Origin of the sequence: Streptomyces bacillaris (genome assembly GCF_003268675.1) — a bacterium.
In the GTDB taxonomy this organism is placed as follows: domain Bacteria; phylum Actinomycetota; class Actinomycetes; order Streptomycetales; family Streptomycetaceae; genus Streptomyces; species Streptomyces bacillaris.
The window spans coordinates 1,022,604-1,046,736 of sequence record NZ_CP029378.1; the positions used below are offsets into that span (position 1 = coordinate 1,022,604).

The following is a 24,133-nucleotide window of genomic DNA, read 5'->3' on the forward strand; positions in this document are numbered from 1 at the left end:
CGTCACCGTCATTCCACGGTGACCACGACCGAGTGCCAGCCGCTCGCCCCGTCCGGAACGGTCCCGGTGCGCTGCTCGGTCTGCGTCTCGCCCGTGCCGTCGGTGGCGCGGACGGTGAGGGTGTGGCCGCCCGGGGTGGCCCGCCAGGGGTAGGACCACTGGCGCCAGGTGTCGACGGTGGTCTGCTCGGCCAGCTGGGCCGGGCGCCACGGGCCGTCGTCGACACGGATCTCGACCTTCTCGATCCCCCGGTGCTGGGCCCAGGCCACCCCGGCGACCATCACGGTGCCCGCCTCGGGCCGCCCGAAGGGCTTGGGGGTGTCGATCCGGGACTGGGTCTTGATCGGGGCCTCCCGGGCCCACTTCCGCTTCACCCAGTACGCGTCATAGGCGTCGAACGTGGTCAGCTCGATGTCCTCGATCCACTTGCAGGCCGAGACATAGCCGTACAGGCCGGGGACGAGCATGCGGACGGGGAACCCGTGGGTGAAGGGGAGCGGTTCGCCGTTCATGCCGACGGCGAGCATCGCGTCCCGGCCGTCCATGACGTCCTCGACGGGGGTGCCGAGCGTCATGCCGTCCACCGAGCGGGCGATGATCTGGTCGGCCTTTCCGCCCCGGGACGGCGACTTGACGCCCGCCTCCTTGAGCAGGTCGGCCAGGCGGACGCCGATCCACCGGGCGTGGCCGATGTAGGGGCCGCCGACCTCGTTGGAGACGCAGCAGAGGGTGATCTCGCGTTCGATGAGGGGCCGCTCCAGCAGCTCCCGGTAGGTGAACTCCAACTCCTTCCGTACGCCCAGGCCGTGGAGGCGCAGCCGCCAGGTGTTCGCGTCGACCTTGGGGACCACCAGGGCGGTGTCGACCCGGTAGAAGCGGTCGTTGGGGGTGGTGAAGGAGGAGAGTCCGGGGACCCGGAGCCGCGCCCCCGCCGGGATCGGCTGCGCGGGCGAGGCCGGGGCGGGGAGGCGGACGGCGTCACGGGAGGCGATGGCGTCCTGGGCGCCGCGGCTGTTGAGCGTACGGCCGAGGGCTCCGGCAGCGGTGGAGGCGGCGGCCGCGGCCGCGGCGGCGACCAGGAAGCCGCGCCGGTCCCAGCCGCCCTCGCCCTGCGGGTCCGCGCGCGGGGCGGTGAGCCGGCCGACGAGGACGTACAGCAGGACCGCCCCGGCCACCGCGCCGGTCAGGGAGGGCAGCGCGTCGGTGAATCCGGTGGAGTCCGGGCGGCTCAGGGCGGCCGCCGCGCCGACGGCTCCGAAGGCCAGGACGGCGGCGGAGCCCGTACGGCGGTGGCGCAGCGCGAGGAGGCCGACGGCGACGGCGAAGAGGGCGAGCGTGGCGACGATGCCGAGTTGGAGTACGAGCTTGTCGCTCTCGCCGAAGGTGCGGATCGCCCAGTCCTTCACCCCGGCGGGGGTCCGGTCGACGGCAGCCCCGCCGACCACCGTGACGGGGCTCGCCTCGGGTCTGACGGCGGCCGAGACGAGTTCGGCCACGGTCAGGGCGGCGAATCCGGCGAGCAGGCCGCTCAGGGCGGCGAGCGCGCCGCGGGTCAGGGCTGTGCGTGTGATCCTCACGGACGTCATTCGGAGCCGTGGGCCGCCCGGATTGCCCGTTCACCCGAACGGCACGGGCGCCGGTACGCGAACCGCCCCGGCGGGCACGGGGCCCGCCGGGGCGGAACGGACAGCAGGAGGGGTCACCCCCCTGTCTCACCTCAGGCGAGGCTCGCGATCGCCTGGTTGAACGTGGCGGACGGGCGCATGACGGCGGCGGCCTTGGCCGGGTCGGGCTGGTAGTAGCCACCGATCTCGGCCGGGGAGCCCTGCACCGCGATCAGCTCGGCGACAATGGTCTCCTCCTGCTCGGCCAGGGTCTTGGCGAGCGGGGCGAAGGCCTCCGCGAGCTTGGCGTCGTCGGTCTGCTGCGCCAGCTCCTGGGCCCAGTAGAGGGCCAGGTAGAAGTGGCTGCCGCGGTTGTCGATGCCACCGAGGCGACGGCTCGGGGACTTGTCCTCGTTGAGGAAGGTGCCCGTGGCCCGGTCCAGGGTGTCCGCGAGGACCTGGGCCCGCGCGTTGTCCGTGGTGGTGGCCAGGTGCTCGAAGCTGACCGCGAGGGCCAGGAACTCGCCCAGGCTGTCCCAGCGGAGGTAGTTCTCCTTGACGAGCTGCTGGACGTGCTTGGGGGCCGAGCCGCCGGCGCCGGTCTCGAAGAGGCCGCCGCCGTTCATCAGCGGGACGACGGAGAGCATCTTGGCGCTGGTGCCCAGCTCCAGGATCGGGAAGAGGTCCGTCAGGTAGTCACGGAGCACGTTGCCGGTGACGGAGATGGTGTCCTCGCCGCGGCGGATGCGCTCCAGGGAGAAGGCGGTGGCCTCCTCCGGCGACTTGATCGAGATGTCCAGGCCGTCCGTGTCGTGGTCGGCCAGGTACGTGGTGACCTTGGCGATCAGGTTGGCGTCGTGGGCGCGGCCCTCGTCCAGCCAGAAGACGGCCGGGGTGCCGGTGGCGCGGGCGCGGGTGACGGCGAGCTTGACCCAGTCCTGGATCGGCGCGTCCTTGGTCTGGCACATCCGGAAGATGTCACCGGCGCCGACGGCCTGCTCCAGCACGACGGTGCCGTCCGTGTCGACGACGCGGACGGTGCCGGTGGCGGCGATCTCGAAGGTCTTGTCGTGGCTGCCGTACTCCTCGGCCTTCTGCGCCATCAGACCGACGTTGGGCACGGAGCCCATGGTGGCCGGGTCGAAGGCGCCGTTGGCGCGGCAGTCGTCGATGACGACCTGGTAGACACCGGCGTAGCTGCTGTCCGGGAGGACGGCGATGGTGTCGGCCTCGTTGCCGTCCGGGCCCCACATGTGGCCGGAGGTGCGGATCATGGCCGGCATGGAGGCGTCGACGATGACGTCGCTGGGGACGTGGAGGTTGGTGATGCCCTTGTCCGAGTCGACCATCGCGAGGGCGGGGCCCTCGGCCAGCTCGGCCTCGAAGGACGCCTGGATCTCGGCGCCGACGCCCGGCAGCGAGTCGAGGCCCTTGAGGATGCCGCCCAGGCCGTCGTTGGGGGTGAGACCGGCGGCGGCGAGCTGGTCACCGTACTTGGCGAAGGTGTTCGGGAAGAAGGCGCGGACCGCGTGGCCGAAGATGATCGGGTCGGAGACCTTCATCATGGTGGCCTTGAGGTGCACGGAGAAGAGCACGCCCTCGGCCTTGGCGCGGGCGACCTGCGCGGTGAAGAACTCGCGCAGCGCGGCGACGCGCATGACGGCCGCGTCCACGACCTCGCCCTTGAGGACGGGTACGGACTCACGGAGCACGGTGGTGGTGCCGTCGTCGCCGTGCAGCTCGATGCGGAGCGAGCCGTCCTCGGCGATGACCGCGGACTTCTCGGTGGAGCGGAAGTCGTCGACGCCCATGGTGGCGACGTTCGTCTTCGAGTCGGCCGTCCAGGCGCCCATGCGGTGCGGGTGGGCCTTGGCGTAGTTCTTGACGGAGGCGGGGGCGCGGCGGTCGGAGTTGCCCTCGCGCAGCACCGGGTTCACGGCGCTGCCCTTGACCTTGTCGTACCGGGCGCGGATGTCCTTCTCCGCGTCGGTCTGCGGGTCGTCCGGGTAGTCCGGAAGCGCGTAGCCCTGTCCCTGGAGCTCGGCGATGGCGGCCTTGAGCTGCGGGATCGACGCCGAGATGTTCGGCAGCTTGATGATGTTCGCGCCGGGAGTCCTGGCCAGCTCGCCCAGCTCGGCGAGTGCGTCATCGATACGCTGCTCGGCCTTGAGGTGCTCCGGGAAACTGGCGATGATCCGCCCCGCGAGGGAGATGTCACGGCGCTCCACCGTGACCCCGGCGGTCGAGGCGTAGGCCTCGATCACGGGCAGGAGGGAATAGGTCGCCAGGGCAGGGGCCTCGTCGGTGTGCGTATAGATGATGGTCGAGTCAGTCACCGGGTGCTCCGCTCCACGTCTGCAACATTGCTTGACATCAAGATATCTCGTCGCAGCCCGCGGCTCCACAAGGCCCCCGTACGGCTTCACGGTCCGCACGGGTCCTGGTGACCCTGCCCTCACTCCGGGTTACGGGGCCGGGGGCCGCCGCTCGTACCACCGCAGGTCGTCCTCCAGCTGGGCGGCGAGCGCGATCAGCCGCTCCTCACTGCGGGAGGGCCCGAGGAGCTGGGCGCCGACGGGGAGGCCGGAGCAGGTGAAGCCGGCCGGGACGCTGATGCCGGGCCAGCCGAGGACGTTCCACGGCCAGGCGTAGGGGCAGGCGGCGGCCATGGTGACGTCGGTGCGCCAGGCGCTGAGCCGGTCGAAGGTGCCGATACGGGGCGGGGGCGCGGCGGTCGTCGGGGTGAGGAGGACGTCGTACGTGTCGAAGAGCGCCCCGATCCGCCGGTGCTGGCGCACTTCGCGGGCGCGGGCCGCCCGGACCACCCGGCCGCCGAGCCGCGTCCCGGTCCGCAGGGCGCTGCGGGTGCGCGGATCGAGGAGGGCCGGTTCGGGGTGGCGGGCGGCGAACTCGGCTATGCCGGTCGTGGCGCGGGGGACGAAGGAGAGGCCGATCAGCCCGTACCGGGGGCGGGCCTCCTCGACGTGGTGGCCGAGCCTGGCCAGCGTCTCGGCCAGTGCGGCGACGGCCCGGCGCACCTCGGGGTCGGGTCCGGCGCCGGTGAGGGTGAGCGGAGGTCGCCAGGCGAGGGCGATCCGGAGGCGGCCGGGGTCCCGGCGGGCGGCGTCACAGGCGCGGACGGCGGGCGGGCGGTGGAGGTCCCCGGGGTGCGCGCCGGCGGCCGCGTCCAGCAGGAGCGCGGCGTCGGCCACCGTACGGGCGAGCGGGCCGTTGACCGTGAGGCCCTGGAAGGCGTCGTGGTGCGGGTGGACGGAGACCCGGCCGCGCTGGGGCTTGATGCCGACGAGGTGCGTCCAGGCGGCGGGGATGCGGACGGACCCGGCGCCGTCCGACCCGAGTGCGGCGGGGACCAGGCCCGCGGCGACGGCGGCGGCCGATCCGCCGGAGGAGCCGCCGGGGGTGTGGTCGGTGTTCCAGGGGTTGCGGGTGGCGCCGAAGGCGGGCCCTTCGGTGAACGGCCACTGCCCCAGTTCGCAGGAGTTGGTCTTGCCGACGATGACGGCCCCGGCGGCACGCAGCCTACGGACCGCCTCGCTGTCGGCGGTGGCCGGGGGCCGCTCCCCGTCGCAGCCGAAGTGCGTGGGCAGGCCCGCCACATCGGTGTCGTCCTTGACCGCGACCGGCACACCGAGCAACGGCAGCCGCTCCCCCGCCGCGAGCCTGCGGTCGGCCTCGGCGGCCTCCGCGAGGGCGGCTTCGGCCCGCAGATGACGGAAGGCGTTGAGGCTGGTCCGGGTGGCCTCGATCCGGGCGAGGGCGTCGGCGACGAGGGCGGTGGAGGTGGTGGCGGACGCGGCGAGGAGGCGGGCGCTCTCGGCGAGTCCGGGCAGGGGGGCGGGGACGGCTGCCGGGGCGGGCGCAGGCACGGGCTCCTGGATGGAGACGGCCTCCGGGGCGGGCGCGCGGCCGTCGGGGCGCGGCGCCCGGCTGTCCGGCGCCTGGTCGTGCGGCGCCCGGTCGTCCCGGCTCGGAAGGGCTCGTACGTCCGGCTCTGTGCGCTCGGTGGTGGGCTCCGCTGAGGACATGGGCGTGCCGCCTCCCTCGTGGCCGCGGGGCCGGCCGGTCGTCCCGGCTGCTCCCACACGTACTTACTGGAGGGTAACGAGAGGAGGCGGCACGCTCAACCGTTACGACCGCCGCGGCCGCCGCACCCTCGCGGCATCACGGCCGGACATGGATCTCCCCGATGCCCGTGCCGATCTTCCCGCAGTGGGCGGTGGACTGGCCGGATTCGCCGGGCCGCAGGGTGACGCGGTTGCCGTCGACGTCCGGGGCCCAGCCGCAGACCAGGTGGACCCAGAAGGTCTGCGTCCGGCTCCCGTTGTTGCGGCAGAGCGCGTAGCCCGTGTACTCGTCGACGGCGTGCTTGCCGGTGTGGCAGGAGAGGCCGGGCGGAATCGCGGCCGGGGCGGCGGCCGCCGTCGGCGCGGTGACCGGGACCGCCAGCGCGGCGACCACCGACACCGTGCCGAACGCCCGCAGGGCGGACCGGGTCCGCTTCCCCGTGAACAGCTTCATGGTTCTCCTTCATGGGTTCGTCCGACGTGACCCCGGGCGGGATCACGTACGGCTCTCCCCACGCTCCGTGGCCGAAAACACCGCCATGCTTGACGCTCCGTACACGCGCCGGGCGGCGCCCCCGCTCCCGGCGTACGCTCGAATGTGCCGGTCACCCTGCTCGGCCCTCCCTGACCGGCACCTTTCCGAGGAGGCGACGTGAGCGGACACCGATGGGCCGCACGGGCGGCCGCGGGAGCGGCGGCCGTGGCGCTCACCGTGACGGGTGGCGCGGTCGCGCAGGCTGACGACGACATCGCCTCGCTCGGCGCGGAGCAGATCGCGGACCGCTCGCGCGACGCCCTGCTCAAGGTCTCCTCCCTGCACCTGAGTGCGCGGGGGAGTGTCGACGGGAGCGGCGACTCGATGAGCGTCGACCTCGCCCTGGACCAGGACGGCAACTGCGCGGGCGGGATCGACATGGGCGAGGACGGTTCCGTGGAGATCGTGAAGCGCGCCGACGACGTCTGGCTCAAACCGGACAGGGCGTTCTGGGAGACCCACGTCCCGATCGGCGGCTCCACCTTCGACGCGATCCTCGACGGCCGCTACATGAAGGCGAAGGCGGACGACCCCCGGCTGCTGTCGGTGACCGAGGTCTGCGATCTCGACACCTTCCGCGAGCTGATCAAGGACAACCGCGACGCCGCCGACCGGGGCACGCTGACGAAGGGGCGCGAGACCGAGGTGAACGGCGCGCCGGTCATCCCGGTGACCCGCGCGCAGGGCGACGAGCGGGTGACGGTCGACGTGGCCACCGAGGGCGAGCCGTACCCGGTGCGGATCACCGTGGAGGGGCCGAAGGAGAAGGGGACGGTGACCTTCTCCGGCTTCGACCGGCCGGTGCCCTCCGGAACGCCGTCGGCGGACGAGACGGTGGATGTGACGACGCTGCTGGGACGCAGCGTCAAACCGGTGTGAGCGTCACGTCGAGTTCGGTGCGGGCCCGGTGAGAGCCGACCCGGTGACCGTCTGCCGCCCCGGTGAGCGCCGAGGGGCAAGCCCGCCGGTCCGCCGACCACCGACCACCGACCACCGACCACCGACCACCGACCACCGACCCAGCAACTGCCCACCGGTCCGGCCGACATGCCGGGTGCCCGGATCCGGTTGCCTTGCTCCCCGTTGCTGGGACAGGATCGTCCGGGGGAGCCATCACCGGGGGTGCACGTGTCGGGCAGGGAAGTGATCGGCGGGCGCTATCGCCTGCACCGGCTGATCGGCGCGGGAGGCATGGGTGTGGTCCACGAGGCCCTGGACCTGGTGCTCGACCGCAGGGTCGCCGTGAAGATCCTCTCCGTGGCGGCCTCGTCGACGGACACCGAGCGGCTGTCCGAGCGGTTCCACCGGGAGGCCCGGGCCCTGGCACGGATCGCCGGCGACGGCACACCGGCGCTGTACGACTTCGGCATACTCGACGGCTCTCCGTACCTCGTGATGGAGTACCTCGACGGCGTCGACCTGCAGACACTGGTGGCCCAGCGGGCGCGATTACCGGACGCGGCCGCCGTCGGCATCGGGATCGGGGTCTGTGCCTGTCTGGCGGCCGCCCACGAAGCGGGTGTGCTCCATCGCGATGTCAAGCCGTCGAATGTACGGATCACCTCTCAGGGACGGGTCGTCCTGCAGGACTTCGGGCTGGTCCGCCTGACCGAGGACTCGGCGATCACCAAGGTGGGCGCGCTGGTCGGCACCCCCCGGTACATGGCTCCGGAGATCATGCGGGGCGAGCGGCCCGGACCGACGAGCGACCTCTACGGCCTGGGCCTGTGCATGTATCTGATGCTGACGGGTGAGCCGCCGCTCGCGGAAGTCGACGACGTCGGGGCCGTCGTGGAACGTGCTGTCGACGAGGGCGCGCCCCGGCTGGCCCGGAGCCGTCACCGTGTTCCGCCGCCGCTGGCGGAGTTCGTCGATGCGCTCTCCGCCCGGGAACCGTTCGAGCGGCCGCAGAGTGCTGCCGCGGCGCTCTCCGATCTGCTCGCGCTGCGGACGGAGCCGGACACCGCCCGGCTCCTCGGTGAGCTGGTGCGGCGGTCCGTCCGTGAGGACGCCGTCCGGCAGGTTCACCGTCCTCCCGAGGCCGAGACCTCGTATCCGGAGTATCTGGACGCCGCCCTCCCCCAGGGTCCCGTGGTGGAACTGCGGCCCGATCGCGTACTGCCGCTGTCCCTCAGCGAGGTGACCCGTCAGACCGTCCTGGGCAGCATGACGGCGGAGAACGCGCTGTCGCGCCAGCGGGAGGCCGTCAATCTCGTGCTGCGGGGAGAGCTGCAGGAAGCCGCTCACATGCTCGCCTCGGTGGTGCAGGTCTGCACGAGGACACTCGGCGCCTCCCACCCCACGACGCTCACCTCCCAGTACTGGCAGGCCGTGTGCCTGGCGAGACTCGGTGCCCGTGAGGTGGCGCTCGCACTGTTCTCGGGGGTCGGCGCCCGGGCGGAACGGAGAAAGGACCCATCAGGTGACCAAGGTTGAGGTACGTGTCGTCGGGAACGAACACGCCGAGGGCGGCGAGGCGGATCTCCGCTCGCTGCTGCGCTGGGTGGATGCCGAGGAGTCGCTGCGGCACGAGGTGAGAGGCAGGCTCGCGAGCGGCACGACGGCGCCGCCCGGCTCCATGGGTACGGGGTTCGATGTCCTGGAACTCCTCATCGGCTCCGGGCTGTCCACCGGAGCCCTGGTCGTGTCCGTGGCCCAGTGGCGCGAATCGCGACGCAACCGGCCCGCGATCACGCTGCGGAGGGGCGCGGTCGAGGTGGAGATTCCGGCGAACGGTGTCTCGGCCGACATGGTGGAGCGCATCGTCACGCTGCTCGACCGGGAAGCGGACGGCAGCTCCGACGATGAACAGGCTTCCTGACCCGGCCGCGTCCCGGGCCGTGCTCATCGGCACGCACTCCTACCGGAGCCTCGAACAACTGCCCGCGGTCCGGGCCAACGTGCGTGACCTGTCCGAAGCGTTGCGGGACGCGATGCTCTGGGGCCTCCCGGAACCGCACTGCACGGTCGTACTGGATCCCGAGGACGGTTCGGCCATGCTCGATCCGGTGCACAACGCGGCGGAGGAGGCCACCGACACCCTCTTCGTGTACTACGCGGGGCACGGGTTGCGCGACGCGGACACCGCGGACCTCTATCTGGCCCTGACGGGGTCGCGCGAGAACACCGGTTACACGGCGGTGGCCTTCGAGCATCTGCGGGCCGCCATCCGTTCGTCCAGGGCCCGGCGACGGGTGATCGTGCTGGACTGCTGCTTCAGCGGGCGCGCCGCCCGCACCCTCGCGGGCGACGCGGACACGCTGGCCGGCCGGGTGGCGGTCGACGGGGCCTACGTGCTGACGGCCTCTCCGAAGGACAGACTGGCCCTGGCCCCGGAGGGCGAGGTCCACACCGCTTTCACGGGCGAGCTGCTCCATCTGATGCGGACGGGGGTGGCCGACGGGCAGGAACTCATCGACCTCAACACCATCTACCGGGTGCTGGACGAGCGGTTGCGGGCGAAGAGCCGGCCGAGACCGCAGCGTTCGCAGGAGAACGACATCGGGCGTCTCCCCCTGATCCGCAACCGCGCACGCGCCGGGCGCCATGTCCCGGCGGGCCCGGTCGTGGACGCCGACGTCCGCGCGGCGCTGGTCGCCGCCGGACTGAACCTGGCGCGTCTGCTGCGTACCGAGGGGCGCAACCGCGACGCCCTGCCGATCCTCCGGCTCGCCCTGGGCGAACAGTCCCCGGGCGGGGAGAGCCACGCCTTCGCCGTACAGCTCGAGCTGGCCGAGGCCCTGGCCGACGCGGGTCAGCTCAGGGAGGCGATCGAGGTGCTGGAACAGGCGTTCCACCAGACGCACAAGACACGCGGCCCGGAAGCCGTGCTGGTCTGCCGTCGGCTCGCCGGTCTGCTCCAGGAGTCCGGCAACCACCTCCAGGCGTGCGAGGTGCTCGAACACGCCCTGGACCTCGTCCAGGGCTGACGCCTCCGCCCGCCCGGCTCCGGCGGGCTCTCCCCGGGGGCGTCAGCCGGTCAGGGCCGGGATGATCCGGGCTCCGTACGCGTCGATGGTCGCCTCGCGGGCGTCGTGCATGTCGTAGACGGCGAACTGGTCCACGCCCATGTCCCGCAGCGCCTGGAGCTTCTCGATGTGGGCCTCGGCGGGGCCCAGCAGGCAGAACCGGTCGACGATCTCGTCGGGGACGAAGGCGGTGTCCGGGTTGCCGGTGCGCCCGTGGTGGCTGTAGTCGTAGCCGGAGCGTCCGGCGATGTACGCGGTCAGCGCCTCCGGGACCAGACCGGAGTGCTCGCCGTAGCGGGCGACCAGGTCGGCCACGTGGTTGCCGACCATCCCGCCGAACCAGCGGCACTGCTCGCGGGCGTGGTCGAGGTCGTCGCCCACATAGGCGGGGGCGGCGACGCAGATGGTGACGGAGTCCGGGTCCCGTCCGGCGTCGGACGCCGCGTCCCGTACCGCCTTGATCATCCACTCGGTGAGGAACGGGTCCGCCAGCTGGAGGATGAACCCGTCCGCCTTCTGCCCTGCCAGGGCGAGGGCCTTGGGCCCGTACGCCGCCATCCAGACCGGCAGCCGCCCGTCCTTCACCCACGGGATCTGCACCGGCTGCCCGTCGACCGTGGCCTCCCGCCCCTCGGCGAGGTCCCGGATGGCGTCGATGGCCTCCCCCAGCCGGGCCAGCGTGTTGGGCCGCCGGCCCGCGACCCGCATGGCGGAGTCCCCGCGCCCGATCCCGCACACCGTCCGGTTGCCGTACATGTCGTTGAGGGTGGCGAAGGTGGAGGCGGTCACCTCCCAGGTGCGGGTGCCCGGGTTGGTGACCATCGGGCCGACGATCATGCGGTCCGTGTGCTCCAGGATGCGGCTGTAGATGACGAACGGCTCCTGCCAGAGCACCGCCGAGTCGAAGGTCCAGCCGTAGCGGAAACCGTTGCGCTCGGCGCGGCGCATCAGGCCGACGACGGCGGAGGCGGGCGGGTCGGTCTGGAGGACGAGTCCGAAGTCCATGCGGGATCTCCTGGTCCGGGTGCGGCAGGTGTCGCGGGAGTGTCGGGGTCGTGCCTGGCTCGGCCGGTGAACCTCCCTCTGTCGACAGCGGGTTCGCGGCACAGGAGCACGCCCTCGAGCTGCGCGACGCCGCGATCGCCCATGCCCCGGGATCCTTCCACATCGGAACCGGCCGAACACTATGCGACGCGTTGCATCCAGCCGCCGGAGGAGAGAGCCAGCCGGGGACCGGTTCTTCCCCTCCGGGGGAAGCCGATCCTGGAGCTTTGCAGAGAAAAGGAGAACGACGCAATCACGCCAATCAACAGTTGACCGAAATGCCGCCGTCTACCTGCATCTCCCCCGGACTCTGCTTGAGCCGTGACGCACGGCACGCAGGGAAAGGAAGGATTTGCAGCCTTGGCCCCCATTAATCCGCATGGATCTTCACCTCTGCTCCGCATAGCGTGCACAACAGCTTTCTCTTCTCAGAGAATTCTCATCTTTGCGTGTAGACGGGGTGGAGTATGTGGAGGCATGCGCTTTCGCGCAGCAGCCGAGGGGCCTTGGCCGGCCTCTTGAGCGTGGCCATAGTGGGGGTGTCGGCCCCAGGGGCGCTCGCCACGCAGTCGGCACCGAAGGCGGTGAGCGCGGCCGAGAGAGCCTCCGGCACCGCGGACGACGCCGCCACGAGCGCCCTGGCTGAAGCCAAGCGCACGGGGAAGCCCGTGGAACTTGTGGCGGAACGCTCCGAGCGCGCAACGGTTTTCGCCAACCCGGACGGGGTCTCTTTCACAGCGGAGCAGTCGACCGTTCCGGTCCGTGTGGCGAAGGAGGGTGGCGGCTGGCAGGCCCCCGACGCAACTCTCGTACGGTGGGGTGACGGCACCGTAGGGCCCAGGGCTGCCGCGGCCGACGTAAGGTTCTCCGGGGGTGGGGACGCATCCCCGCTCGCCACGATCGCGGACGAGGGACGTTCCCTCAGCCTCTCCTGGCCCGGCACTCTGCCGAAGCCCGAACTCAGCGGGACCACCGCCCTCTACCCGGACGTACTGCCCGGTGTCGACCTGCAGGTCAACGCGACGGTGGAAAGCTTCCAACACCTCTTGGTGGTGAAGACGCCCGAGGCTGCCGAGGATCCGCGGCTGAAGAAGGTGTCGTTCGGGCTGAGTACCGAGGGGCTGACGGTCCGCCAGGGAGCGGCGGGCAACCTCGCCGCCGTGGACGCGAACGGAGCCACGGTCTTCCGCGCGCCGCCTCCTCAGATGTGGAACTCGGCCGGCAAGGCAGCTGCCGCCAAGGGGCGGAAGACTGCTCCTCAGGGGGCTCCGGCCGGATCCGCCTACGCAACCACGGCCCCTCCCACCGCCCCGGAGATCCCCGGTGACACGGCGGAGAACACTCCTTCCGGCAAGGGTGTGGAGCCCGGACAGGGCGACCGGGTCGTCCGGATGGACGTACAGGTCACGAAGGACGCGCTCGCCGTGACGCCGGACACGTCCATGCTGACCGAGGCGAAGGGGACGGACTTCCCGCTCTTCATCGATCCGAACGTCACCTGGGGCGAGTCGGAGCGTACGCTCCTGCGCTCGGACGGCTACGAGTCGTACGGCTGGGGCAACGGCGACGACAACCTGGGCAAGGGCGTCGGCAAGTGCGGTACCTGGAACGGCTACTACTGCGGCCCCGGCTATGTGCAGCGGCTCTACTACGAGTTCTCGCCGGCAGAGCTCAAGGGCAAGCAGGTGCTCGACGCCACCTTCCGGGTAACCGAGCCCTGGGCGTTCCAGTGCAGTCCACGCTGGGTCGACCTGGTCCGCACCAACAACATCTCGTCGTCCACCACCTGGGCCTCCCGTCCCAAGGAGCTGGACCTGATGGTCGACCGGAACGTGTCCGCGGGCCGTGGCTCGCTCTGCGACCCCGACTCCCCGGACGCGGCCATCGAGTTCCGGGACAACCCCGAGGAGACCAACGAGAACCTGACGCCGACCGTCCGTGACTTCGCCGCGGGCAAGTTCTCCAGGCTCACCCTGCAACTCCGTGCCCATGACGAGTCGGACACTTCAGCCTGGAAGCGGTTCCGCAACGACGCGGTCCTTTCGGTGAAGTTCGTCGCCCTCCCCGCGCTGCCGACGGGTGTGGGCCTGGTGTCCGGCAACGGCACGGTGTGCTCGACGCAGGCGGCCGACCCCGACATCATCAGCGACCCGACTCCGCTGGTCACCGGCAAGCCCAAGACCGCGTCGGGCGGGGAGTCCGGTGCCAGTCTGCGGATCCGGTGGCGGACGCAACGCCTGGACAGCGGTACGTGGGTGACCGCGCACACCGATGTGGACAGCCCCACGTCCGGCTACGTCGGCAACCTCGTGACCCAGTCCAAGAGCCTGCCCAAGTTGTCCGAAGGAGTGCGCTACCGACTCCTCGCCCTCACTCTCTCGTTCGACGAGAAGGGAGCCAACCGGCTCAACACGGGTTACACGACACCGTGCTACTTCATGGTCGACGCCACCGCCCCCAAGGCGCCGAAGGTGACGCTGGAGAGCCCGCACACTCCGTGCCTGCCCAATTCCTGCGTACCTCGCGGGCGGCCGGGGGCTCCGGTGAACTTCGCCTTCGCCGCAGCCGACGGAGACCCGCCCACCCTGTCGTACCAGTACAGGCTGACGTCGCAAGAGGCTTGGGTCAACGCCCAGAAGGTCTGCAGCACCGGGTCGAGCTGGGTGTGCGCAGGGGCACCGGAACACAGCGTGTTGATCAAGGGAGGGAAGGCGACGGTCAAACCGGCGAAGTCCGGAACGTACCGCATCTACGTCCGCGCCAAGGACAGTCTCGGACGCTGGGGTGCGCAGAGCACGCTGGACTTCGCGATCGCGACCGGAGAGGCCCCGGAGGGGCGCTGGCATCTGTCCGAGGCCGACGGGGTCGCGGTTGACTCCGAAGCAACCGACGGCCGCGACGATCTGACGCTCGGCGGTGGCGCGGTACGCGATGATCGCGGCCGCCGGGGGCTGCTCACGCACGACGCCCAGGGGGTGCCACTGTCTCAGCCGGTTACCGACCGGGGCCTGGCCCTGAACGGGACGGACGGCCACGCGTCGTCGTCCGCCCGGGTCCTGGAGACCGACAAGTCCTACACCGTCACCGCCTGGGTGCGGCTCGACCCCGGCGCCAACCGCACCATGACCGTCCTGAGTCAGACACCGTCGACCGCCAGTCCCTTCACCCAGAAGTACAGCCCCTTCTACCTCTCCTACGGGGCCGGGGGCGACGGGACATGGAGTCTGCGGACCCTGTCCAAGGAAGGCCAGTTCAGCACCGTCAAGGCCAAGCACACGGCCTCACGCGGGGTCTGGACACACGTGGCCGGCGTCTATGACGCCGAGGAGAGCACGATCGGCCTCTACGTCAACGGACTCCTCCAGGAGACCGCCGCAGCCGGGACCGCTTGGGCCTCGGACGGTCCGCTGCAGGTCGGACGGGTCATGCACGCCGACGTGAACAAGGACTACCTCCACGGCTCGGTGGACGAGCCCGCCGTATGGCAGAGGGCCCTCAGTGAGGAGGAGATCAAGGACGAGGCGAGGCTGCTGACCTCGGGCGGCTTCGCGGGCGTCGAGCTCATGGCCGACTGGAACCCCACGGCGGGCAGCGGCACCACCGTCCCCGACACCACGTCCGGCTACGGCAGGAGCCTGGCGCTGCAAGGCGGCGCGGCCCTGGCCGACGAGGCCATCGTGCTGGACGGTGTGGACGACCGGGCCACGACCACGGCGGGCCCCGTCGTGGACGACCTGGGGTCCTTCACCGCCTCGACCCTGGTGAAACTCGACCCGGAGAAGCTGCTGACCAAGAGCATCGGCTACACCGGCCAGGTCCTCGGCCAGCGGACCTCCGACGGTTCGGCCTGGGGCTTCTGGTACCAGCTGTCGGGCAAGGACACGGTGCTGGACATGGAGACCGGGCTCGAGACGACGGTGCCCGTCGGCAAGTGGCACTTCGGGCGGCTCAACAACGACGGCTCGTTCAGCTCCGTCGTCTCCGACGAAGTCGCCTCCCTCGACAGCGAGGTGCGGCTGACCGGGACATTCGACGCCCAGGAGGGCACGATCAGCCTGTATCTGGGCCACAACCAGAACGGCGATTCCAAGGCGTACACCGCCCGGCTGAGCAGCGGTGAGTTCGCTCTGGGGGCGGGTTTCACCGGCGGCGCCTGGAAGCACCATCTGCCGGCCCGCATCTTCGAAACCCGCCTGTGGGCGGGGGCTATGGCGAGTTCGGCGCAGATCGACGAGCACGTCGGCGACTGACCGAGGCACCACCCGTGGGGCGGCGTCATGCGAGACATGGCGCCGCCCCACCTTTGAGCGGCCATGGAGCCGCAAGCGAAACACCACACCGTTGGTGAGACCCGTGGGGGATAACCGCATGTTGTTCGGCACAGTGAAATCACGACCACGGAAGGTCGGCCGGCCAGGCCGGAGCCTTCTGGCGAGCGTTCTGGCCATGTTCGTGGCCGTTCCCATCGTCTACGCGCCGACCGCCGATGCCCGGCCGGGGGGTCTGGGCCGCCCCGAGGTCCAGGAGCAGCGGGTCAGCAAGGTGCGACCGGTCGACGGCCCGGGCGCGCAGAAAGCGCGGGCACAGGTGGCCGCCGATCTGGCGGCCAATTCGGTGCAGGCCCGCAGGGCCGAGGCCGAACAGCGAAAGGCCGTATGGCCCGAGCCCGGCAGCGCGAAGCTCACCCCGGGTGCCGTCAAACGGGCCGCGGGGAGTCTGCCGTTGACCCTGCGTTCGGCCCCGAGCAGGAAGAGCTCGGCCGACGTCGGCACAGCCACCGTGAACGTCCTGGACCAGAGGACCGCCGACCGTCTCGGCATCACCGGTGTGGTCATGACCGCCGAGGCCGAGACGGCGGGCAAGGGCGAGATAGCGGTCGACTACGGCGACTTCGCCTCCGCGGTGGGCGGCGGCTGGGCCGGACGACTGGAACTCGCGACGCTCCCCGCCTGCGCGCTGACGACTCCGGAGAAGTCCGTCTGTCGTACGCGTACGCCCCTTCCATCGGCCAACGACACGCGCGAGCAGACCGTGTCCGCCGTCGTACCGCTGAGTGCCCCCTCCGATGGCGGCTCGCCGCGGTCTGCCTCCTCCGCCCCCGGCCCCACCGTTCTGGCCCTGGCAGCCCCTGGGGCCGGCACCGGGGAATCTCCCTCGGGCAGTGGTGACTACTCGGCCACCGACCTCTCCGAGTCCTCGTCGTGGTCGGCCGGCAGCAGTTCGGGGTCCTTCACCTGGTCGCACGACTTCCCCCTTCCCACGCCCGCCGCCGGACCGGCGCCGACTCTGTCCCTCGGCTATGACTCGGGCAGTGTCGACGGCCGCACCGCCTCCACGAACAATCAGGGCAGCACGGTCGGCGAAGGATTCAGCAGCACCGAATCGTATGTGGAGCGCTCCTACGGGAGCTGCGACAAAGACGGGCAGGACGACGTCTTCGACCTCTGCTGGAAGTACGACAACGCCCGGCTCGTCCTGAACGGCAAGTCCTCCACTCTGGTCAAGGACACCACATCGGGCAAGTGGCGGCTCCAGGGCGACGACGCATCGAAGGTCACCCGGTCCACCGGGGCCGACAACGGGGACGACGACGGCGAATACTGGACCGTGGTCACCGGTGACGGTTCCACGTATGTCTTCGGCCTGAACAAGCTGCCGGGTGCGGCTGCCCAGCGCACCCACTCCGTGTGGACCGCACCCGTCTTCGGCGACGACTCGGGCGAGCCCGGATACGACGAGGGCAACTCGTTCGCCGGTCGTTCACTGACGCAGGCGTGGCGGTGGAACCTCGACTACGTCCACGACACCCGTGGCAACGCGTCCACCTACTGGTACGCGGCCGAGGAGAACCACTACCGGAAGAACAAGTCGGCCAAGTCCGATGCTTCCTACGTCCGCGGCGGGTACCTCAGGGAGATCCAGTACGGCCTCCGCAAGGGGGCGCTGTTCACCGGCAACGCCGACGCCAAGGTCACCTTCGGCTACGCAGAGCGCTGCACGGTCTCCGACTGCTCCGAGCTGAAGAAGGAAACCGCGGAGAGATGGCCGGATGTCCCCTTCTACGCCATCTGCTCGAACGGCTCCGGCGACTGTGACGCGCTGGCGCCGGCCTTCTTCACCCGCAAGCGCCTGACCTCCGTCAACACCTTCACCTGGTCGGCGGCGACGTCCTCGTACGATCCCGTCGACTCCTGGGCGCTGACCCAGAAGTATCTCGACGGGGGCGACATCGGTGATACGACCGACCATGTGCTGACGCTCCAGTCACTCCGGCGGACCGCCAAGGCCGGTTCCACCCCCGTCGTCATGGACCCCATCACCTTCACCTACCACATGCGCCCCAACCGGGTGGACGGTACGGACGACATCCTGCCGCTGACCCGGCCCCGGATATCGACGATCACGTCGGAGACCGGTGCCATCTCCACCGTCACGATGTCCGCTCCCGAGTGTGTGCGGAGCGAGGTGACCGGAGCCGCCGAGGACACCAACACCCGTAGCTGCTTCCCGCAGTTCTGGAACATCAACGGTTCCTCCACCGCCTCCGTGGACTGGTTCCACAAGTACCGGGTACTCGCCGTGGTCACCTCCGACCCGTCCGGGCACAACGACGTCCTGGAGCAGGAGTTCGCGTACAGCGGCGCAGCCTGGCACTACAACGACTCGCCCCTGACGCCCAAGGAGGAACGGACCTGGTCCGACTGGCGCGGCTACCGCCAGGTGACCGTCTACAAGGGAGCCAAGGACACCACCCGTTCCCGGACCGTCTCCCTCTACCTCCAAGGCATGAACGGCGACGCCACGCGGTCCGGGCCCCCCAGGTCCGTCAGCGTGCCCGGTCTGCCGGTCCCGGGCCTCACGGTCCCCTCCATCACCGACGACGCCGACTACGGAGGCCAGCTCCGCCAGCAGATCACGTACTCCGGTGCCACGGCGATCGGGGCCGTGGTCAACGAGCCCTGGGCGCAGGAGACGGCCCGGCAGAAGGTGCCGGGCGCCGGGGACCATGTCGCACGTTATGTGCGGACCCGGAAGACCACCACCCACACGTACCTGACCGTGCCGAAGTCCTGGCGCTCCCGTACGGTCACGACCGATCATGACGACCACGGGATGCCGTACCAGGTCCAGGACAGCGGTGACGACGCCAGATCCGGCGACGAGACCTGCACCCGTACCTGGTACGCGCGGAACGCGGACGCCGGTATCACCACTCTGCCGTCCCGGGTCAGGACCGTCGGCAGGACCTGCTCGGTGACCGATGCCGCGCTGAATCTGCCGGCCACCTCGGCACAGCGCGGTGATGTCCTCTCGGACACCGCGCTCGCCTACGACGGCGCCACCTGGTCCGCCACCCAGAAGCCCACCGTGGGCCTCACCACCTGGAGCGGCCGCGCGGCCTCGTACAACGCGGCGGACCAGCCCTCGTGGCAGACCGTCTCCACCACGGGCTACGACGCGCTCGGCCGGGCCACCTCCTCCACCGACGCGGCCCAGCACACGACGAGGACGGATTACGTTCCGGCGCAGGGCGGTCCGGTGACGCGCACCGATGTCACCAACGCCAAGGGCCACAAGACCATCACTTTCTTCGACACCCGGCGCAATCTGCCGTTGCGGACGTTCGACCCCAACGCCAAGAAGACGGAGGTCGCCTACGACGCCGTGGGCCGCATGACCGAGGTCTGGCTGCCGAACCGCAACCGTGCTGCTGGCTACAGCCCGAACCAGAAGTTCGGCTACCGCCTGAGCAGGACCGACGCGTCGGCGGTCTCCACCTCGGTGCTCAACAAGGACGGCACCACTTACCAGACCACGTACGCGATCTACGACTCCCTGCTGCGTCCGCTCCAGAAGCAGTCGCCCACTCCGCAGGGGGGCCGACTGCTCACCGACACCCGTTACGACTCTCGGGGCCTGGCTTACGAGACGCATGCGGACATCTTCGACAGCAAGAACCTGCCCAACGGCACCTACACCCGGGCCGAGTACGGCGAGTCGCCCACCCAGACCGAAGTCGTCTTCGACGGCGCCGGCCGCGAGACATCGCGTTCGGTGTACTTCTTCGGGGTCAAGCGCTGGACCACATCCACCCAGCACACCGGCGATTCCACGGCCACCTCGTCCCTAGCGGGCGGCAACGCGACCCGGGCGGTCGTCGATGCCCGCGGGCTGACGGTGGAGACACGCTCGTACGCCGGTTCCTCCCCCAACGACGTCCAGTACGGCAGCGCCACCGGTGCCGCGTACACATCCGCGAGGACGGGCTACACGCTCGACGGCAAGGAGACCACGTTCACCGGGCCGGACAACTCCGTGTGGACCTACGGCTACGACCTCTTCGGCCGCCGCACCACGGTGAACGACCCGGACAAGAAGGACGCGGACAGCGAGTACAACGCGCTCGACCAGCTCACCAGGATCACCGACAGCAGGAAGGCGGCGGTCCTCACCGAGTACGACGAGATCGGCCGGATCACCGCCACCTGGGCGGGCAGCAAGACGGATGCCAACCAGTTGACCGCGCACCGGTACGACGACGTGCTCAAGGGCAGTCCGTCTTCGTCCACCCGCTACGTCGGTGGCAAAGCCGGAAAGGCGTACGTCCGCGAGGTCGTCGCCTACGACAGTCTGGGCCGCGCCACGGGCACCCGGCTGAAGCTTCCCGCGAGCGACCCGCTGGTCGTGGCCGGGGCACCGGCCACGATCGACTTCTCGACCGCCTTCAACATCGACGGCTCGAAGGCGAACTCCACAGAACCGGGGTTGGGCGGCCTTCCCTCCGAGGTTCTCACCTACGGCCACACGCCCCTCGGCGAGATCAAGTCGATCGTCGGCTCCACCGGGTATCTGCTCTCCGCCGACTACTCGGCCCTCGGCCAGGTGCAGCAGCTCGTGCTCGGCACCGCGAACACCGAGGCCCACAAGAAGGCCTACGTGACCAACACCTACGAGGAGGGAACCGGCCGGCTGACCCGGAGCCATGTCACGGACCAGACGCATCCGTACATGCTCCAGGATCTCAACTACACCTTCAACGACGCCGGCAACGTGACGGCCATATCCGACCCGACGACGCTGGGCGGAGCCGGCAAGGCCGAGACCCAGTGCTTCGCCTACGACGGTTTCCGACGTCTCACGGAGGCATGGACCCCCGCCTCACAGAAGTGCGGCGATACCCGGAAGGCCGACAGCCTCTCCGGTCCCGCTCCGTACTGGACCGGCTATACCTACGACGACGCCGGTCAGCGCCGGACGGAGACCCAGCACCGGACCACCGGTGATGTCACGACCACCTACTGCTACACCGACGCCCGCCCGCATCTGCTGACCGGGACCAGCACGCAGAACAACTGCGCGGCTCCGCAGCGCTCGTACACGTACGACGAGACGGGCAACACGCGCAGCCGGCCGGGTGCGTCCGGGACTCAGGACCTCAAGTGGGACAAGGAAGGCAGGCTGGAAAGCCTTTCGGAGGGGGCCAGGAGCACCGACTACGTCTACGACGCCGACGGCAACCTGCTGATCCGCAGCGAGAAGAACGGCGAGCGCGTTCTGTACGCCGGCGGGACAGAGCTGCATCTCAAGTCCGATGGAAAGTTCTGGGCCCAGCGCTTCTACGGGACGCAGCAGCTGACCGTCGCCATCCGCTCCAACGAGTCGGGCACCAACAAGCTCCAGTACCTGGCCGGTGACCGCCACGGAACCTCCTCCCTCGCCATCGCCTCCGACACCCAGGCGTTCACCAAGCGATACATGACCGTCTTCGGTGCGGAACGCGCGGGAGCCATCGGCCTCTGGCCGGGAGACCGGGGTTTCCTGGGCAAGACGCACGACAGGTCCACCGGGCTGACGCATGTCGACGCTCGTGAGTACGATGCGGCGCTCGGCCGTTTCATCAGCGTCGACCCGCTGCTGGAGCCGGGCAAGCACCAGTCGCTCAACGGATACGGATACGCCGAGAACAATCCAGCGACCCTGTCCGACCCATCGGGGCTGGGCTCCTTCTCCTGCACCATGGGGGTGGACTGCAGCGCCGCGGTGGTAAAGGTCGAGTCCACCGTGTCGCCGCCGCTCTACGGCGCCAGCAGCACGGGCCACTCGGGCACCGCGTGGAACTCCCCCCTCGGCTTCACGGGCAGCTCCGCCTCTCCCCTGCTGCCGTCCCCGCCGCCGCTGCTCATGGGGCCCGACCCCATCGAGCTGCAGTACACGGGGCCGATGAGCCCGGCACAGAAGATGCAGGCGCTCAAGCGGTATCTGGACAGCATTCCCGTACAGTCCGGCTCGCTGGTCCACAACGACCACGGCGGGGACGGGAAGGTCAAGAGCGACGGGCCCTGGAGCCTTGCGTATCGTTGGATGTGGGGGAGCGATTTCAGCAATCCGACCAACACCATCTCGGACGCGAAGTTCGACGGTGACGACAAGATGACGGAACTCGTCAGGAAGAGCTCCGGCATGAAGGACGTCCGCGAGCAGGTCGTGAAGCAATTCACCGAGACGGGGAAAAAGAGCGGAAAAGACAAGTACAGCGTCACCAAGAACCGGGACGGGTCCGAAAAGAGCAAGGCCCAGATGGCCCAATCCTACGTGGCCGACTTCGGCGGACTCCTCATCGGCAAGGAGAGCCGTGAGGCCCAGGGAGTCCTGGGCTCCTACGACGTCACGTACGACATCGTGAAAAGCAAGGGCAATGAATTCACCGTCGAGTACCGCGTGAGAACAGACATCGACAACGAGTCTTTCGTGCCGGGCCACAGCCCGGGCCAGAAGATATTCAACTACCTTCCGCAGAAGATGGGCGGATACTTCGCGGGATACCGAGTGGATATCAGATGGTCCGAAACCATGTACAAGTAGACGGATGTGATCGTCGTGAATCGAAGTAGAGCACGCATGGCCAAGGCCGGACTGGCCGCCCTGCTCATCGTGGGCAGCGCGACCGGATGCAGCACCGGACCGGACCGCACGATCGAACGGGCGCAGGTCGTCGGCGTGTGGAAAGCCGACGACGGCGGGCAGATCGAGTTCGCCTCCGACGGCCGGTTCGAGATGTCCGGAATCGCGCGAAGTGCAGTGGTCTTCAGCTTCAGCGAGCCTCCGCCGGGTGAGGGTCCCTTGTCCGGTTCCGGAACGTGGGAGCTGGAGAATCGGCGAAGCATCGAGGTGACGTACGAGAAGGGCGGTTCGTTCTCGTACGTCGAATCGGGCGAGATAGCCATCGCCGAAAGCGGGAAGAATCCGGCGCTCTACTTCTCGACGAACAGCGACAAGGGATACGGATACAGGATCAGCAAGGTCTCGTAGCCGTTCCACGTCGGGCAGGGCCGGTTCCGTCCTCGGGCGGGGCCGGCCCTGACGCGTGTGTGAGCCGTGCGCGGGTCAGCCCGCGTACTGGCAGGTGCCTCGCGGGAGGTAGGTGCCGTGACCGGTGCGGCCGGTGAACTTGCGGTGCTCGATGACGGGTTCGCCGCGCGAGAGTACGGTCTCGACCTGGCCGGTGATCCGTTTGCCCTCGTACGCCGAGTAGTCGACGTTCATGTGGTGCGTCTCGGCGGAGAGGGTCTGCTCGGCGGCCGGGTCGTAGATGACGATGTCCGCGTCGGCGCCCGGGGCGATGGTGCCCTTCTTCGGGTAGAGGCCGAACATGCGGGCCGGGGAGGCGCAGGCGATCTCGATCCAGCGGCGGCGGGTGATGTGGCCGTCCACGACCGCCTGGTGGAGCAGGTCCATGCGGTGTTCGACGCCCGGCATACCGTTGGGGATCTTGGAGAAGTCGCCGCGGCCCATCTCCTTCTGGCCGGAGAAGCAGAAGGGGCAGTGGTCGGTGGAGACGACCTGGAGTTCGTTGTTCCGCAGGCCCCGCCAGAGCGCCTCCTGGTGCTCCTTGGGGCGCAGCGGGGTGGAGCAGACGTACTTGGCGCCCTCGAAGTCGGGCTCGGCCAGATTGTCGGTGGAGAGGAAGAGGTACTGGGGACAGGTCTCGCCGAAGACCGGGAGGCCCTTGTGGCGGGCGGCGGCGATCTCGGCCACCGCCTCGTCGGCGGAGACGTGGACGACGTAGAGGGGTGAGCCCGCGACCCGGGCCAACTGGACGGCGCGGTGGGTGGCTTCGGCCTCCAGGGCGACCTTGCGGACGTCTCCGTGGTAGCGGGGGTCGGTGCGGCCGGCGGCGAGGGCCTGTTCGACCAGCACGTCGATGGCGATGCCGTTCTCGGCATGCATCATGATCAACCCGCCGTTGCCGGAGGCCTGTTGCATGGCGCGCAGGATCTGGCCGTCGTCGGAGTAGAAGACGCCCGGATACGCCATGAAGAGCTTGAAGGAGGTGACGCCCTCCGCGACCAGGCGGTCCATCTCCTTGAGCGAGGAGGGGTTCACGTCCGCGAGGATCATGTGGAAGCCGTAGTCGACGGCGCAGTTGCCGTCCGCCTTGGCGTACCAGGCGTCGAGCCCCTCGCGCAGGGACCTGCCCACGCTCTGGATCGCGAAGTCCACGATGGTGGTGGTCCCGCCCCAGGCGGCGGCCCGGGTGCCGGTCTCGAAGGTGTCGGCGGCGTAGGTCCCGCCGAACGGCATCTCCATGTGGGTGTGCGCGTCGACGCCCCCCGGGATGACGTACTTGCCGGTGGCGTCGATCCGGCGGTCGGCGGTCCAGGATCCGGCCGCGTCCGTGCCGTGGGCGGCGAGCGCGGCGATGCGCCCGCCCTCGACGAGGACGTCGGCGTGGATCTCGTCGGACGCGGTGATGACCAGGCCACCGTGGATGACGGTGCGGCTCATGGGTACCTCCTCGCTGGGGCGGCACGGGGGTCCGGTCGCGTGGGCGAACGGCCCCCCGTACGCTGCCCGGTCGGCGCTCGTACGGTGCTCGGTACTCGGACCGCGGTCGTA

13 protein-coding genes are annotated in these 24,133 nt (G+C 70.0%); 7 read left to right on the forward strand and 6 right to left on the reverse strand.

Features of this window, described 5'->3' with window-relative positions:
* Window positions 1-8: 8 nt before the first annotated feature.
* From DJ476_RS04270 to DJ476_RS04285, 4 genes are all read right to left on the reverse strand, one after another.
* Window positions 9-1,586, reverse strand: a complete 1,578-nt coding sequence (locus DJ476_RS04270; RefSeq protein ID WP_112489872.1) for a molybdopterin-dependent oxidoreductase — start codon at window positions 1,584-1,586, stop codon at window positions 9-11.
* Between the two features lie 131 nt (window positions 1,587-1,717).
* Complete coding sequence (locus tag DJ476_RS04275; RefSeq protein WP_103421688.1) at window positions 1,718-3,940, reverse strand: NADP-dependent isocitrate dehydrogenase; 2,223 nt, start codon at window positions 3,938-3,940, stop codon at window positions 1,718-1,720.
* 129 nt (window positions 3,941-4,069) lie between these two features.
* Window positions 4,070-5,650, reverse strand: coding sequence for an amidase (locus DJ476_RS04280; protein ID WP_208853470.1), 1,581 nt, complete (start codon window positions 5,648-5,650; stop codon window positions 4,070-4,072).
* A gap of 136 nt (window positions 5,651-5,786) precedes the next feature.
* Window positions 5,787-6,143, reverse strand: coding sequence for a hypothetical protein (locus tag DJ476_RS04285; protein WP_070201554.1), 357 nt, complete (start codon window positions 6,141-6,143; stop codon window positions 5,787-5,789).
* 198 nt (window positions 6,144-6,341) lie between these two features.
* Here DJ476_RS04285 and DJ476_RS04290 point away from each other — a divergent pair, with 198 nt between their 5' ends.
* From DJ476_RS04290 to DJ476_RS04300, 4 genes are all read left to right on the forward strand, one after another.
* Entirely contained in the window at window positions 6,342-7,103 is a 762-nt protein-coding gene (locus tag DJ476_RS04290) for a hypothetical protein (protein WP_112489873.1), read from the forward strand.
* A gap of 249 nt (window positions 7,104-7,352) precedes the next feature.
* The gene (locus DJ476_RS04295) at window positions 7,353-8,660 is read left to right on the forward strand and encodes a serine/threonine-protein kinase (protein ID WP_162638603.1); all 1,308 of its coding nucleotides are present in this window, start codon (window positions 7,353-7,355) and stop codon (window positions 8,658-8,660) included.
* On the forward strand, window positions 8,647-9,045 hold the full coding sequence (locus tag DJ476_RS34380; protein ID WP_162638605.1) for an effector-associated constant component EACC1: 399 nt from the start codon (window positions 8,647-8,649) through the stop codon (window positions 9,043-9,045). Before DJ476_RS04295 ends, DJ476_RS34380 begins: the two co-directional genes overlap by 14 nt.
* A complete protein-coding gene (locus tag DJ476_RS04300) occupies window positions 9,029-10,153 on the forward strand; it encodes a caspase, EACC1-associated type (protein WP_162638607.1) in 1,125 nt (374 codons plus the stop codon). Before DJ476_RS34380 ends, DJ476_RS04300 begins: the two co-directional genes overlap by 17 nt.
* Window positions 10,154-10,195: 42 nt before the next feature.
* Here DJ476_RS04300 and DJ476_RS04305 read toward each other — a convergent pair whose 3' ends face one another.
* Window positions 10,196-11,197, reverse strand: a complete 1,002-nt coding sequence (locus DJ476_RS04305; protein ID WP_103421684.1) for a TIGR03842 family LLM class F420-dependent oxidoreductase — start codon at window positions 11,195-11,197, stop codon at window positions 10,196-10,198.
* Between the two features lie 506 nt (window positions 11,198-11,703).
* Here DJ476_RS04305 and DJ476_RS04310 point away from each other — a divergent pair.
* From DJ476_RS04310 to DJ476_RS04320, 3 genes are all read left to right on the forward strand, one after another.
* On the forward strand, window positions 11,704-15,486 hold the full coding sequence (locus tag DJ476_RS04310; protein WP_112489875.1) for a LamG-like jellyroll fold domain-containing protein: 3,783 nt from the start codon (window positions 11,704-11,706) through the stop codon (window positions 15,484-15,486).
* A gap of 196 nt (window positions 15,487-15,682) precedes the next feature.
* On the forward strand, window positions 15,683-22,099 hold the full coding sequence (locus DJ476_RS04315) for an RHS repeat-associated core domain-containing protein (protein WP_318294344.1): 6,417 nt from the start codon (window positions 15,683-15,685) through the stop codon (window positions 22,097-22,099).
* A gap of 36 nt (window positions 22,100-22,135) precedes the next feature.
* Complete coding sequence (locus DJ476_RS04320) at window positions 22,136-22,546, forward strand: hypothetical protein (protein ID WP_112489877.1); 411 nt, start codon at window positions 22,136-22,138, stop codon at window positions 22,544-22,546.
* Window positions 22,547-22,621: 75 nt separating this feature from the next.
* Here DJ476_RS04320 and hydA read toward each other — a convergent pair whose 3' ends face one another.
* Complete coding sequence (gene hydA / locus DJ476_RS04325) at window positions 22,622-24,022, reverse strand: dihydropyrimidinase (protein WP_112489878.1); 1,401 nt, start codon at window positions 24,020-24,022, stop codon at window positions 22,622-22,624.
* Between the last annotated feature and the right edge of the window lie 111 nt (window positions 24,023-24,133).